Source organism: Pseudomonas fluorescens (assembly GCF_900636825.1).
GTDB classification, from domain to species: Bacteria; Pseudomonadota; Gammaproteobacteria; order Pseudomonadales; family Pseudomonadaceae; genus Aquipseudomonas; species Aquipseudomonas fluorescens_BG.
Genome location: NZ_LR134318.1, coordinates 2274282 through 2288229 on the forward strand (window position 1 = coordinate 2274282; position 13948 = coordinate 2288229).

The 13948-nt window shown below is 60.4% G+C and carries 15 protein-coding genes; 7 read left to right on the top strand and 8 right to left on the bottom strand.

Translation table 11 applies throughout. The features are described from left to right. Window positions 1-118: 118 nt before the first annotated feature. Together EL257_RS10285 and EL257_RS10290 are read left to right on the top strand one after the other, a co-directional pair. Window positions 119-1231, top strand: coding sequence for a succinylglutamate desuccinylase/aspartoacylase family protein (locus EL257_RS10285; protein ID WP_126362203.1), 1113 nt, complete (start codon window positions 119-121; stop codon window positions 1229-1231). 196 nt (window positions 1232-1427) lie between these two features. Continuing rightward, on the top strand, window positions 1428-2144 hold the full coding sequence (locus tag EL257_RS10290; RefSeq protein ID WP_126362205.1) for an alpha/beta hydrolase: 717 nt from the start codon (window positions 1428-1430) through the stop codon (window positions 2142-2144). Here the strand turns inward: EL257_RS10290 and EL257_RS10295 are convergent. Both EL257_RS10295 and EL257_RS10300 read right to left on the bottom strand, forming a co-directional pair. Continuing rightward, window positions 2134-2697, bottom strand: a complete 564-nt coding sequence (locus EL257_RS10295) for a hypothetical protein (protein WP_126362207.1) — start codon at window positions 2695-2697, stop codon at window positions 2134-2136. The two genes, EL257_RS10290 and EL257_RS10295, sit on opposite strands and share 11 nt — an antisense overlap. An 80-nt stretch (window positions 2698-2777) precedes the next feature. Beyond that, a complete protein-coding gene (locus EL257_RS10300) occupies window positions 2778-3554 on the bottom strand; it encodes a hypothetical protein (RefSeq protein WP_126362209.1) in 777 nt (258 codons plus the stop codon). A 147-nt stretch (window positions 3555-3701) separates the two neighbouring features. Between EL257_RS10300 and EL257_RS10305 the strand changes: the two genes are divergently transcribed. Further along, the gene (locus tag EL257_RS10305) at window positions 3702-4238 is read left to right on the top strand and encodes a chalcone isomerase family protein (protein WP_126362211.1); all 537 of its coding nucleotides are present in this window, start codon (window positions 3702-3704) and stop codon (window positions 4236-4238) included. 74 nt (window positions 4239-4312) lie between these two features. Beyond that, entirely contained in the window at window positions 4313-5632 is a 1320-nt protein-coding gene (locus EL257_RS10310) for an Nramp family divalent metal transporter (protein ID WP_126362213.1), read from the top strand. 229 nt (window positions 5633-5861) lie between these two features. Here EL257_RS10310 and EL257_RS10315 read toward each other — a convergent pair whose 3' ends face one another. Genes EL257_RS10315 through EL257_RS10325 form a run of 3 tightly spaced genes read right to left on the bottom strand, consistent with a single transcriptional unit; the run spans window position 5862 to window position 8443 of the window. Then, the gene (locus tag EL257_RS10315) at window positions 5862-7043 is read right to left on the bottom strand and encodes an acetyl-CoA C-acetyltransferase (RefSeq protein WP_126362215.1); all 1182 of its coding nucleotides are present in this window, start codon (window positions 7041-7043) and stop codon (window positions 5862-5864) included. 11 nt (window positions 7044-7054) lie between these two features. Further along, window positions 7055-7720 (bottom strand): CoA transferase subunit B, encoded by a 666-nt coding sequence (locus tag EL257_RS10320; protein ID WP_126362218.1) that lies wholly within the window; start codon window positions 7718-7720, stop codon window positions 7055-7057. A gap of 24 nt (window positions 7721-7744) precedes the next feature. Then, complete coding sequence (locus tag EL257_RS10325; RefSeq protein WP_126362220.1) at window positions 7745-8443, bottom strand: CoA transferase subunit A; 699 nt, start codon at window positions 8441-8443, stop codon at window positions 7745-7747. Window positions 8444-8717: 274 nt separating this feature from the next. Between EL257_RS10325 and EL257_RS10330 the strand changes: the two genes are divergently transcribed. Continuing rightward, window positions 8718-9605, top strand: coding sequence for a LysR family transcriptional regulator (locus tag EL257_RS10330; protein WP_126362222.1), 888 nt, complete (start codon window positions 8718-8720; stop codon window positions 9603-9605). Between the two features lie 197 nt (window positions 9606-9802). Here EL257_RS10330 and EL257_RS10335 read toward each other — a convergent pair whose 3' ends face one another. From EL257_RS10335 to EL257_RS10345, 3 genes are all read right to left on the bottom strand, one after another. Further along, a complete protein-coding gene (locus EL257_RS10335) occupies window positions 9803-10645 on the bottom strand; it encodes an NAD-dependent protein deacetylase (RefSeq protein WP_126362224.1) in 843 nt (280 codons plus the stop codon). Window positions 10646-10880: 235 nt separating this feature from the next. Further along, window positions 10881-12191: a sensor histidine kinase gene (locus EL257_RS10340; RefSeq protein ID WP_126362226.1), complete on the bottom strand. Its 1311-nt coding sequence runs from the start codon at window positions 12189-12191 to the stop codon at window positions 10881-10883. Next, a complete protein-coding gene (locus tag EL257_RS10345; protein ID WP_126362228.1) occupies window positions 12188-12928 on the bottom strand; it encodes a response regulator in 741 nt (246 codons plus the stop codon). Before EL257_RS10345 ends, EL257_RS10340 begins: the two co-directional genes overlap by 4 nt. A 297-nt stretch (window positions 12929-13225) precedes the next feature. Here EL257_RS10345 and EL257_RS10350 point away from each other — a divergent pair, with 297 nt between their 5' ends. Together EL257_RS10350 and EL257_RS10355 are read left to right on the top strand one after the other, a co-directional pair. Further along, window positions 13226-13489 (top strand): DUF2790 domain-containing protein, encoded by a 264-nt coding sequence (locus EL257_RS10350; protein WP_126362230.1) that lies wholly within the window; start codon window positions 13226-13228, stop codon window positions 13487-13489. 32 nt (window positions 13490-13521) lie between these two features. After that, entirely contained in the window at window positions 13522-13860 is a 339-nt protein-coding gene (locus EL257_RS10355) for a hypothetical protein (RefSeq protein WP_126362232.1), read from the top strand. The last annotated feature ends 88 nt before the right edge of the window (window positions 13861-13948 follow it).

Consider the following 13948-nt stretch of genomic DNA (forward strand, 5'->3'; position numbering starts at 1 on the left):
GGCCCCGTTCGCGCGGTGGCCACTTTTTTTGCGCCCATGATTTATCCTGCGTCAATCATTTCCATGTAGGAGCTGCCGCAGGCTGCAGCAGCTCCTACAGAAACTTCGGAGTTTACCCATGCAACGCATCGACCATGTTCTGCCCTGGAGTCACTTGGGCAGTGAACGTTCTCTCAGCGTGTTCCGTTACGGCGCCGGCCCGCGCAAGGTGTACATCCAGGCCAGCCTGCACGCCGACGAGTTACCGGGGATGCGCACCGCATGGGAACTCAAGCAGCGCCTCAACCAGCTCGAAGCGCAAGGCCGCTTGCAGGGCGTGATTGAACTGGTGCCCGTGGCCAATCCGATTGGTCTCGACCAGCATCTGCAGGGTGCGCACATGGGTCGCTTCGAACTGGGCAGCGGCAAGAATTTCAACCGCGCGTTCGTTGAGCTGAGTGCTCCGGTGGCGGCGTTGATCGGCGACCGCTTGGGCGCCGATCCCGATGCCAACGTCGCCCTGATTCGTCAGGCCATGGGCGAGGTGTTCGAGGCCTTGCCGGCCCCGGCTTCGCAACTGGAAGCACTGCATCGTCTGCTGCTGCGCCACGCCTGTGATGCCGATATCACGCTTGACCTGCATTGTGATTTTGATGCGGCAATCCATTTGTATGCATTGCCGCAGCATTGGCCAACGTGGCAATCACTGGCGGCGCGCTTGCAGGCGGGGGTTGCGTTGCTCTGCGAAGATTCCGGCGGCAGTTCGTTCGATGAATCCTGCTCGACGCCATGGCTGCGTCTGGCGCAGGCATTTCCGCACGCGGCGATTCCGGCGGCAAACCTCGCCACCACGCTGGAACTGGGCAGCATGGGCGACACCCGTGTCGATCAGGCGCAGGCCAATTGCGAAGCGATTCTCGGCTTCCTCGCCGAGCAAGGCTTCATCAGCGGTGAATGGCCGGCGGCGCCAGGCGAATGCTGCGAAGGCCTGCCATTCGAAGGCACCGAGTACCTGTTTGCGCCGCACCACGGCGTGGTGAGTTTCCTGCGCAACGCCGGTGAATGGGTGGAGAAGGGCGACGCATTGTTCGAGGTGGTCGATCCTTTGCGGGACCGCGTCAGCATCGTACGTGCCGGCACTAGCGGCCTGTTGTTTGCAATTGACCGCGGGCGCTACACCGAGCCGGGGATCTGGCAGGCAAAAGTGGCGGGGCGGGTGCCGTTTCGCACGGGCAAACTGACCAACGACTGACGGATCTTCAATGGCCTCATCGCTGGCAAGCCAGCTCCCACAAGTTTTGAATGAGCACACTATTTGTGCACGGCGATAAACACTGTGGGAGCCGGCTTGCCAGCGATGGCGGCATCAGCCACACCACATCATGTGGATCCTTGCTCCGGAATGTTAGGCTCACCCTTGAACCCGACAACCTGTGAAGGAAAGCTCCATGTTGAAGATGTTTGCTCTGTTGACCCTGCTGGTCTCCAGCGCCGTCCAGGCGCAAACCACCCTGCAATCCGATCTGCCGCTCAAATACCTCGAACAGGTTCACGCCGACGCCGAGCCGCGCCCGCTGGTGATTTTCCTGCACGGCTACGGCAGTAACGAAGCCGATCTGATCGGTATGAAATTCCAGCTGCCCGCGCAGTACAACTATTTGTCGGTACAGGCGCCGATGGCATTGGGCGAAGGGCGTTTCCAGTGGTTTCGCAAAAAGGGCGAAGGCGCCTACAACGGCGAGACCGATGATCTGAAGGTCAGCAGCCAGAAGCTGCGTGACTTTATCACTCAGGCAACGAAGAAATATCACACGCGCCCGGACAAGGTATACCTGATCGGCTTCAGTCAGGGCGCGATGATGAGCTACGAAGTGGGCCTGCGACCGCCGGCGGTGGTCGGCGGCTTTGCGGCGTTGAGCGGGCGTTTACTGCCGGTGTTGAAAAGCCAGCTCAAAGCCGATCAGCCACTGCTGCCAGTAAACATCTTCATCGGCCACGGCACCGCCGATGATCCCGTGCCCTATCAGAATGGTGCCGAGGCCAAGGCATTGCTGGAAACGCTGGGCTATAAACCGCAGTTTCACGCCTATCCCGGCGTCGGCCACAGTATCAGTGCGGCCGAACTGCGGGATCTCAACGGCTGGTTGCAGCAGCTCAATCCTTGAGAATGGTTTTGACCAGGGCTTCGTGAGTTTTCTCGTCGCTGGCGCGAGAAATCACCTGCACCAGTGCCATTTTCGTTCCGGAGCCGGCCATCAACGTTGTGTTTAGCGTCTGCCCGCCACCCTGGGTGGCGGTGCTGTCTACCTGACGCAGGCCGAGGCCAGTGCTTTTTTGGGTCAGGCTCTTTTCGCTGAGCTTGTTGAAGTCCGGCAAGGCTTTGCGTTGATCGTCGATGAAACTCGACACACTGCCATCGAGGAATTCACCGTCGTTGTCCTTGACGTTCTGGCCTTGAGGAATCTGGTTTTCGGCGGCGATGACTACAGTCTTGGTTGCCTGATTGGTATACATCGTGCCCGTGGCGCCACTTGGGCTGGCCGGCAGCGGGTCCGCAACGAAGCCTTTTGGCAGAACGAAAGTGAACTTGCCGTCGAGCATCGAGACTTGCCCGGTCGGCGCTTTTTCCTTGGCTTTGGCAGCCTGAGCGTTGATGGCGCCGAGACCGGCGACGGCCGCCAGCAACACGATGACGGCTTTCTTGCTCAACAATGACATTCGAATCTCCGAGGGATGGGCGCGCTAGGCGGGCGATCATCCCACGCAGCGCGCCGTCACTCCAGCGCGGTTCGTCAGGGCTACTGGGGTTGCTGTTGCTTCGCCACAGGCTTGGCCAGTAACTGGCGGGTCACGCCGAGCATGGCGACAGAGACGGCAACCCCCACGGCGAACCCGCTGAGCCCCATCGTCGGCAGGGTCAATGCCGACACCAGACAAAACGCCGAAAACGAATACATTCCCGTGGCAGTGGCTCTGAGCAATGCCGCGGTAAATGCTGCGCCGCGCGTCTGCTGGGAAAACACCGCCATGACGCTGCCGAGCACCGGGAATACTGCCAGCAGGCCGCTCCAGCGCGCGCCCACGGAGCTCGCCACCAGAGTGACCACCAGCGTCAACGCGGCTCCGGCAATCATCCGCCAGATCAGTTTGTCCGACTTCGGCGTCGGGCTGTTGAGCAGCGGTTGCACTTTCGGAAACAGGTAAGGTGAGGACAGCAAGGCGATCGCCGCAATGATCACGGAGAACGGCAGCGATGCGGGAATCAGCGACAACAGCAGCGCCAGTGCCGCCCAGACCGCCATCGAAACGGCCAGCGCCCATGGCCAGTTGGCCCGCTGCGCAATCTGCGCGTAGGTAATGCAGAAGGCAATCATGGCGAACATTGCCGACAACGCGGCCACCGCCGATTGCGCTGCAAACGCCGGACCTTGCTCAACGGCGAGGAAAAACAGAATCGGCCCCACCACCACCGGCAACCCCGACAGCCACCCAGCCACGCTTGGCCCCCAACGTTTGCCGGCGAGGGAAATCAGCAGCAGGAAACCGGGGATCAGCAGAAGTTTGAGGATCAGCACGCAGGTGTCTCCGTCACAGGGGTGCGGCCACGTTAGCATTGCCGAGCAGACAATGCTGCCAATGTGTGCAAATATTGTATACAAAAACTTGAGATAGCTTTGCCAGCTATGCTCTGCTGATCCGAGCCGTTTGGAATCGTTGCCGCCATGAATAGAACACGAAAGGTAATGCGCGGATGTTGCGGAATCGGTCTGTGGGCACTGCTGCTTACGCCAACCTGGGCCAATTGGCAGGACGCGGTGCCCGGCGCGCAGATTATCGGCAGCGGCGACTTCAGTGTGTTTGGTTTCGATGTGTACAACGCACGCTTGTGGAGCGCCGCGCGACCGCTGGCCGAGGATCAGCCCTTTGCTCTGGAATTGATCTATCGCCGCCGCATCACTCGCGAAGATCTGGTCCAGGCCAGCGTCGATGAAATCAAACGCTTGGGCGGCACCAAGGTCAGCCCTGCGCAATTGGCCGGTTGGCAGCAACAGATGCGCCAGTCGTTTGTGGATGTGCAGGCAGGCACGCGGATCACAGGTGTATATCTGCCGGGGCAGGGCGCCCGTTTTTTTGTCGGTCAGCAGTTGCAGCATGAAATCGATGATCCACAGTTCGCCCGGGCTTTTTTCGATATCTGGCTGGATCCACGCACGCGCAGTCCCGAGTTGCGTGAGCAGTTGTTGGGTGTCGGCCGTTGACGATGTTTTGATCTTCTAGGTTGCAACGGAAACCTCTAAGCTGCGCCTTTTCCGACTTGTTTCTGGATGTGTGCGTGAAATTCAGCTTGCCCAAAATCGCCACCGCGCCGTTTTGCCCGCCGGAAGTCGCCGGCAGCGTCGCGGTGGATCCCAATGCCACATTCTTTAAACGCGTGCTGCGTTTCGCCGGCCCCGGCTTGCTGGTCTCGATCGGCTACATGGACCCCGGCAACTGGGCGACCGCCATCGAGGCCGGTTCGCGTTTTGGTTACAGCCTGTTATTTGTAGTGTTGGTGGCGAGTCTGGCGGGCATGGTGGTGCAATGCCTGTGTTCGCGGCTTGGCATCGCCACGGGCCGCGATCTCGCGCAATTGTCCCGCGAGCGCTACAGCACGCCGACCGCACGTCTGCAATGGCTGTTGGCAGAGATTTCGATCATTGCCACCGACCTGGCCGAAGTACTCGGCTGCGCGCTGGCGTTTCACTTGTTGCTCGGTTGTTCGCTGACCTTCGGCATTGCCCTGACGGCGTTCGATACGCTCTTGGTGCTGGCTCTGCAGAATCGCGGGTTTCGCCGTCTCGAGGCAATCATGCTGGTGCTGGTCGCGACCATCGGCGTGTGCTTTTTCGTTGAACTGGTGCTGATCAAACCGTATTGGCCGGACGTGTTTGGCGGTTTCAAACCCTCATTGTCGGCGCTCAGCGACGCCGCGCCGTTGTACCTGGCCATCGGCATTCTCGGTGCGACCGTCATGCCGCATAACCTGTATCTGCACACCTCGATCGTGCAAACGCGAATGATCGGCAAGGATCTGGCGAGCAAGCAGGACGCGGTGAAGCTGGCGCGCATCGACACCATCGGTTCGTTGGCGCTGGCGCTGCTGGTCAATGCGGCGATCCTGATTCTCGCGGCGGCAGCGTTTCATCAGTCCGGGCATACCGATGTCGTTGACATCCAGGATGCCTATCACTTGCTTGATCCGCTGGTCGGTGGTGCGCTGGCCAGTGTGCTGTTCGGGGTGGCGCTGCTTGCTTCGGGGCAGAGTTCGACGTTCACCGGGACCATCGCCGGGCAGGTGATCATGGAAGGTTATCTAAACCTGCGGATCCCGTGCTGGCAACGGCGCTTGATCACCCGCGGGCTGGCGTTGATCCCGGCATTCCTCGGCGTGTGGCTGATGGGCAATAACGCGGTCGGCAAGCTATTGGTGTTGAGTCAGGTGGTGCTGAGTCTGCAGTTGCCGTTCGCGCTGTATCCGCTGATTCGCATGACCAATGACCAACAGCTGATGGGGCCGTTTGTGAATCGTTTGCCGACGCGGGTGTTGGCTTGGGGATTGTTTGGGGTGATCAGCGGGGCGAATGCGTGGCTGATTGTGCAATGGGCTGGCTGAGTTTTGATGTTGTTCGGGCTGGCCTCATCGCTAGCAGGGCTAGCTCCCACAAGGGATTTGTGAACCCGATCCACTGTGGGAGCTAGCCCTGCTAGCGATGGGGCCAGTCCATTCAAAGCAGATTTTCAATGAGCAAAAAACACCCGGTGCAACGCAAGTCGCACCGGGTTTTTTGTTGCCAGCAATCAGCGGATGTCGTGGATCCGCCGCCTGCCGTTGAACCTTTTGTTTAACCGCGTTCCAGCGCCAGCGCGACACCCTGACCGCCGCCAATGCACAGGGTCGCCAGACCTTTCTTCGCATCGCGCTTGATCATTTCGTGCAGCAGCGTTACCAGAACGCGGCAGCCCGAGGCGCCGATCGGGTGACCGAGGGCGATGGCGCCGCCGTTGACGTTGACCTTGTCCAGATCCCATTGCAGATCCTTGGCCACTGCCAGTGATTGCGCCGCAAAGGCTTCGTTGGCTTCGATCAGGTCGAGTTGAGCGATATCCCAGCCAGCCTTTTCCAGGCAGCGGCGGGTCGCCGACACCGGGCCGATGCCCATGATCGCCGGGTCGACACCGGCATTGGCGTAAGCGGCGATTTTCGCCAGTACTGGCAAACCGAGGGCCTTGGCTTTTTCCGCGCTCATCAGGATCACTGCGGCAGCGCCATCGTTCAGCGACGACGCGTTGCCGGCGGTGACACTGCCGTCCTTTTTGAACGCAGCGCGCAGTTTCGCCAGAGACTCGGCGGTGGTGTCGCCGCGTGGCTGCTCGTCGACTTTGAACGCGAGCGGATCGCCCTTGCGCTGCGGAATCAGGATCGGAGTGATTTCATCGGCGAAGCGACCGGCTTCAATAGCCGCCGCAGCTTTTTGCTGGGAAGCGGCGGCAAAGGCGTCCTGCTGTTCGCGACTGATCTGGTATTTGTCGACCAGATTTTCCGCGGTGATGCCCATGTGGTAATCGTTGAACGCATCCCACAGGCCATCGCTGATCATGGTGTCGACGATTTGTGCGTGGCCCATGCGCAGACCGGTGCGTGCGCCCGGCATGACGTAGTTGGCCAGGCTCATGTTTTCCTGACCACCGGCGATGATCACATCTGCGTCGCCGCAGCGGATGGCCTGCGCGCCGAGGTGCAACGCCTTGAGACCCGAGCCACAGACTTTGTTCAGGGTCATTGCCGGTACCGCGTAGGGCAGGCCGGCCTTGATCGCCGCCTGACGCGCCGGGTTTTGCCCCGCGCCGGCGGTCAGCACCTGGCCCATGATCACTTCATCGACCTGTGCACCGTCCAGTCCGGTCTGCTCAAGCAACTGGCGAATCACCGCCGCGCCCAGATCCACCGCAGAAACGCTTGCCAGGGAGCCCTGAAAACTGCCGATCGCGGTACGCGTGGCGGCAACAATGACGACGTCTTGCATGTTTGAATTCCTCACTCGGCAGCGAACTGCATTTCCGGTACGTGATCCGGGACGATCAGTTTACCAGCGGTTTTGGCGACGATTTCCTCAATGCTGACGCCAGGTGCGCGTTCCTTGAGGACAAAAGCGCCATTTTCGATTTCCAGATAGGCGAGGTCGGTCAGCACGCGCTTGATGCAGCCAGCGCCGGTCAGCGGCAAGCTGCACTTGGATAACAGTTTGGACTCACCGTCCTTGGACGCGTGGGTCATGATGACGATGATGTTGTCGGCGCCAGCCACCAGATCCATCGCACCGCCCATGCCCTTGACCAGTTTGCCGGGGATCATCCATGAGGCGATGTTGCCTTCGACATCCACTTCGAACGCGCCGAGCACGGTCAGGTCGACGTGGCCGCCGCGGATCATCGCGAACGATTCGGCGGAGTTGAAAATCGACGCGCCAATGCGCGCGGTCACCGTTTGTTTGCCGGCGTTGATCATGTCGGCATCGATGGTTTCTTCTGTCGGAAAGGGGCCCATGCCGAGCAGGCCGTTTTCCGATTGCAGCATGACTTCCATGCCGTCGGGAATGTAGTTGGCGACCAGGGTCGGAATGCCGATGCCGAGGTTCACGTAGTAGCCGTCCTGCATTTCGCGGGCGACGCGCTGAGCCATTTGTTCGCGGGAAAGTGCCATGTCGTTATTCTCCGTCAGCCTGAATTATTTGCGGATGGTGCGCTGTTCGATGCGTTTTTCGAACGTGCCGCAAATGACCCGATCGACGAAGATGCCCGGGGTGTGGATCTGCGATGGATCGAGTTCGCCCGGCTCGACGATTTCTTCGACTTCGACCACGGTAATCTTGCCGGCAGTGGCGGCCAGCGGGTTGAAGTTCTGCGCGGTGTGACGGTAGATGACGTTGCCGAAGTGGTCGGCTTTCCAGCCTTTGACGATGGCGAAATCGCCGGTGATGGATTCTTCCATCAGATATTTGCGGCCCTTGAACTCCCGCACTTCCTTGCCCTCGGCCACCGGAGTGCCGACACCCGTGGCGGTGAAGAAGGCCGGAATACCGGCGCCGCCCGCGCGCATTTTCTCGGCAAGGGTGCCTTGCGGGGTCAGAACCACCTCGATTTCGCCTTTGAGCAATTGCTCTTCGAACAGCTTGTTCTCGCCAACGTAGGAGGCGATGACTTTGCTGATCTGCCGGTCACTGAGCAACACACCGAGGCCGAAACCGTCGACGCCACAGTTGTTGGAAACGACGGTAAGGTCGCGCGTGCCTTTGCGCTTGATCTCGGCGATCAGGTTTTCCGGAATGCCGCACAGGCCAAAACCGCCGGCAATGACGGTCATGCCGTCCTCGAGCCCGGCCATGGCTTCCTCATAGGAACTCACGCGTTTGTCGAAACCTGCCATATGCACCTCTTTTATTATTTGCGGGCGGCTGGCTAGCCGAATGATTGGAGTGTCTCGCCGGTAGATATATTTGTTAAGTTGATTTTTAAGGTCGATTGATTGATAAAGCTCAACAATGTTTCCCGAGATCCACTGTAGGAGCTGCTGAAGGCTGCGATCTTTTGATCTTAAAAAACAACATCAAAAGATCGCAGCCTTCGGCAGCTCCTACATCGGATCGTGGCGTTCGGCTTGCAGCTCAACGCTCATAGCTTACAACTGAAGCGAAGCGACCATGACCATCAAACAGATCCGCGCCTTTCTCGCGGTTGCCCAAAGCCTCAGTTTTGCCGTCGCTTGCGAACGGCTGCATCTGTCGCAATCGGCGCTGAGCCTGACCATCAAGGCCTTGGAAGAAGGGCTGGGCGGGCGCTTGTTCAGCCGCAACACGCGCAACGTGGCGTTGACCCCGGAAGGTGAATCGCTGTTGCCGCTGGCCCGGCGCCTGATCGCCGATTGGGACAATGCCGAAGACGAAATGCGCCAGCGCTTCAGCCTGCAACGCGGCCGGGTGACGCTGGCGGCGATGCCCTCGTTTGCCGGCAATCTGCTGCCGCCGATCCTGAAGACTTTTCGCGCCCGTTATCCGAACGTCAACGTCACGGTCAACGACGTGATCAACGAGCAAGTATTGGAAATGGTCCGCGATCGTCAGGTCGAACTCGGGGTAGCGTTTGAACCGATGCAGAGCACCTCGATGTCGTTCACGCCGTTGTATATCGATCGCTTTGTCGCGGTGGTGCCCAAGGAATCGCCGCTGGCCGAGCGCAGCGAGATCGACTGGCAGGTCTTGTTGCAGGAGCCGTTCATTACCCTGCAGCGACCATCGACAGTGCGGGTCATGCTTGAAGAGCATTTGCAGGCGCGCGGCATGAAGTTGCCGGTGGAGTTTGAAAGTCATCAATTAGCCACGGTTGGCAGGATGGTTGCCAGCGGACTGGGCGTCAGTGCGGTGCCTGCGTTGTGCGCCGGGCAGATGCTCGAGCTGGGCGCGCACTGCCTGACGTTGAACGACTCGGTGGAGCGAGCCATCGGCGTGCTGACTGAACCGGGCAATGAATTGTCGGCAGCGGCGCAGGCGTTGTTCGATATCCTCAAGGCAGAAGATTTGGGGCGACTGTGAGATTTACCCCCTCACCCCAACCCTCTCCCCCAAGGGGGCGAGGGGGAAGGGAGCTGATCGAGGGGTTCCCAGATTCTGTGTTCGACTCAGAATTTTCATGTCGCAGTATTTAGACCCGCCCCCTCACCCTAGCCCTTTCCCTTGGGAGAGGGCTAGGGTGAGGGGCTACGTTCAAGTCGAACACATCGCCCGGGCACTCAGCGTCCCAACTCCCCAAACAACAACGGCAAAACCTGCTCACAAGACGCTTCAATCTTCAAATCCAGCAAGTTATCCGCGCGCGTTTTGCCCAGGTTGATCGCGATCAACGGCTTGCCGCGATCCACGATCACTCGGCACAGGCGAAACGCCGAGTACGCCATCAACGACGAGCCGACCACCAGCATTCCAGCGGCATGCTCGGCGGCGTGCATCGCACGCGCGGCGGTGTGCGGCGCGACGTTTTCACCGAAAAACACCACGTCGGGTTTCAATCGCTCACCTGCGCAATAGGGGCAGTGGGGCACCTGAAAGCGCGCCTCAAATGCCGGGTCGAGCAGGGTGTCGCCATCCGGCGCCTGCACCGCATCAACGCCGGCCAGATAGGGGTTGTGCATTTCCATCAGACGCTGGATCGCATCGCGCTCGCTGCGCTCGCCACAATCCAGACACAGCACTCGATGCAAGCTGCCATGCAGTTCAATCGCGTCGTGGCTGCCGGCCTGATCGTGCAAGGTGTCGACATTCTGCGTGATCAAAGCGCCGATGCGCCCGTGGCGCTGCAACTCGGCCAGCGCTGCGTGCGCCGCGTTCGGCCGCGCTTGACGCACTCGCGGCCAGCCGAGCATGGCCCGAGCCCAATAACGCCGACGCGCTTCGGGAGCGGCGAGAAACTCCTGATACATCATCGGCTGTCGGCCGCGGCGAACGCCCTCGCTGTCGCGGTAATCCGGAATGCCTGAAGACGTGCTGATGCCGGCGCCGGTCAGCACCAGGAAATCGCCGGCGGCCATGGCTTGCTGCAGGGTGTCGAGATGCGCGCGGATCGGGCTGTCGAGCATGGCAGACGCTCCGAAAAGGATGGTGCCCGCAGATTAGCATGGCGTTCCAAACCCCTGTAGGAGCTGCGGCACGCTGCGATCCTTTGATCTTGGGTTTGAAAATCAAAAGATCGCAGCGTGCCGCAGCTCCTACAGATTGGGGTCCGATCAGGAAGGTTGAGTTCAGCGCAAAAAGATCGCAGCGCATCAGGGCCGATCAGGCTGGTTCAGTTCAGCGCAAAAAGACCGCAGCGGATCAGGTTCGATCAGGCAGCTTGAGTTCTGCGCACAGGCCGCCGCCCTCGCGGTTGCTCAGGGTCAGCGATCCGCCGAGCGCCATCGCCAGTTGCTGGGCGATCGCCAATCCCAGTCCGGTGCCGCCGGTGTTGCGGTTGCGCGAATTCTCGACGCGGTAGAACGGCTCCATCACCTGCGCCAGTTCGGCGTCGGCAATGCCCGGGCCGCGATCAAGAACTTTGACGGACAGGCCGCTGCCGTTCGCCTCCACCTGCAATTGCGCGGCGCCGGAAAATTTCAGCGCGTTGTCGGTCAGGTTCACCAACACCCGGCGCAGCGCCTGCGGTCGGGTGTCGATGACGGCTTTGCTTTTGCCGTTGAGTTGCACGTCTTTGCCGATGTCCTGATAGTCGAATACCAGGCTGTCGAGGAACGAGTCGAGATCGGTGCGGCGGCTTTCTTCGGTGGCGCCGTGAATGCTGCGGGCGTAGGCCACACCTTCGCGCACCAAGTGCTCGATCTCGCCGAGATCGCTGCTCAATTTGTCTTTTTCAACCGAGTCGTCCATGAACTCCGCGCGCAGTTTCATGCGCGTGATCGGCGTTTGCAGGTCATGGGAAATGGCCGCGAGCAACTGCATGCGTTCTTTCAGATAAGCAGCGATGCGCGTTTGCATGGCGTTGAACGCCCGCGCCGCATGCACCACTTCGGTCGGGCCGTGTTCGTCGAGTTTGATCGGATGTGCGTTGGGATCGAGGGTTTCCACCGCATTCGCAAGACGGGTCAGCGGGCGGATGGCGATGCGCACGGCGAGCCAGGTGCAGAGCACCAGCAGCGCCAATTGGCCGAGCAATACCACGGGCAACCACGGCGACAGGGGCACCATCGCCGGACGTATATCGATGGTCACCGGGCTGCCGTCGCTCAGGCGCAGATGGCCCTGAAAATGCCTTCTCGGCCCGCCGGGCACCTCAGTAAAGATCACCGGGTAGGTGTCGCCGATGGCGGCGGTAATCGATGCGATGGCAACGGACTCGTCACCAGACGTGACCGGCATGCCCGGTTCGCCTTCATTGAGCAGATATTGATAATTGCGCCGCGCCAGACGCGGCAGCCAGGTCGGACGCTCGTCGGCCGGCAGACGATCAAGAATCGCCATCGAAGTCGAAACATCCGTCTCGAGATTGCCGAGCATGGTGCTTTTCGCACTTTGATAGCGCTCGTAATACTGCGCGCCAAACGACAGGCCCTGGGCGAGGATCAGCCCGATGAGGAAAATCAGCGACAGGCGCGAGGCGAGGGTGCGCGGCCATTGCAGTTTGAGTGTCATGCCGGCGCCCCAAGCAACTCGACCGGCAGCGAAAACACATAGCCTTCACTGCGCACGGTCTTGATGTAGGCCGGCTCGCGGGCATCGTCGAGCAGGCGTTGGCGCAAGCGGCTGACCAGCAGATCAATGGAACGGTCGAACAGATCGGCCTCGCGGCCTTGAGTCAAATTGAGCAATTGCTCGCGGCTGAGCACCCGTTGCGGATGGTCGAGAAACACCCGCAGCAAGCGGTATTCAGCGCCGCTGAGGGCAACCATGGTGCCGTCGCTGTCGAGCAGATGGCGCGCCGAGGTGTCCAGCTGCCAGCGACCGAAGGCCAGCAACCGGCCGGCTTCCGTGACTACCAGATTCGGCGGCAACATGCGCGTGCGGCGCAATACCGCGTTGATCCGCGCGAGCAATTCGCGGGCGGCGAAGGGTTTGGTCAGGTAGTCATCGGCGCCCATTTCCAGACCGATGATGCGGTCAGTTTCATCGTTGCGCGCGGTGAGCATCAGCACCGGCGTGGCCTTGTGCTTGCCCACCCGCAGTTCGCGGCACAGCTGCAGGCCGTCGTCGCCGGGCATCATGATGTCGAGCACAATCAGGTCGACGGTGTTGGCGTCGAGGAAACTGCGCATTTGCCGGCCATCGGCAACCACGGTCGTGCGCAAGCCGTTTTTCTTCAGGTAATTACCTACCAGTTCACGGATCTCGCGGTCGTCGTCGACGATGAGAATGTGATCGACATGTTCCATCGTTCAAGCCTCTGTCTAAAGGGGAATGCCGTGCAGTCTATAGCGCCGTTGACCGCACGCCTGCCTGCCTTTGTATTGCAGTGTATCTGCCGCGTAGACGGATACACGCAGACGCAAAAACGCGATTTCTTCTGGCTTTTGTATCGCTGTGTATCTACAGGGCGCGCAGATACACAGCGATTGATTCTCGTCCTTTCCTGACACAGACGCGATACCTCAAGGGCCTCAAATAGGCTCCATCGAGGCCCACACAGATCGCCTCGGCTCAAAACCCACTGAAGCCTTGAGGACACCACCATGACCAACAAATCCGTAATCGCCGCTTGCCTGTTCGCCGCTCTGAACATCTGCACCCTGTCAGCGCACGCCGAAGCCGATGTCAGCCGGCAGACCTACAGCTACGGCACGCATCTGGATATCAAGAAAGTCATCTCGATGACCGAGGACGACTCGGTGGTCTGCGGCATCACCCAGGCGCGCATGGTTTACCTCGATTCGGCCGGCAAAACCCGCGAACTGGATTACAGCAAATTCGCCGACGGCTGCAACAACCAGAACTGAGTCTTCCCTAACTTTCTGCAAGGAGTTTTGCCATGAACAATGTCTCGCGCTTTCTGACCGCATTTGCCTTTTCCTTCGCCGGTGTGGCCGCCCACGCCGACAGTTCCGTCGAAACCGGTAGTTGCGGCAGCAGCACCTGCTTCCAGCTGACGACCGTGGCGAAGGAGGGCAGCGACGCACTGATCGCCGCCGACGGCTCCAGCCGCACGCCGCAGGGGCAGATGGTTGCAGCTGACGGCTCCAGCCGCACGCCGCAGGGGCAGATGGTTGCCGCCGACGGCTCCAGCCGCACGCCACAGGGCCAGCTCGTTGCGGAAAACGGTGCCAGTCGCACCCCTCAAGGGCAATGGCTGGACGATCAGAACGCATGAGCCACGGCGTCGAAAAAACTCGGTAGCGAGGGCGCGATTGGCCTCGCTACCCGGTTGAGTGCCCAGCCTCTTTTTCAAGGTGACCCCC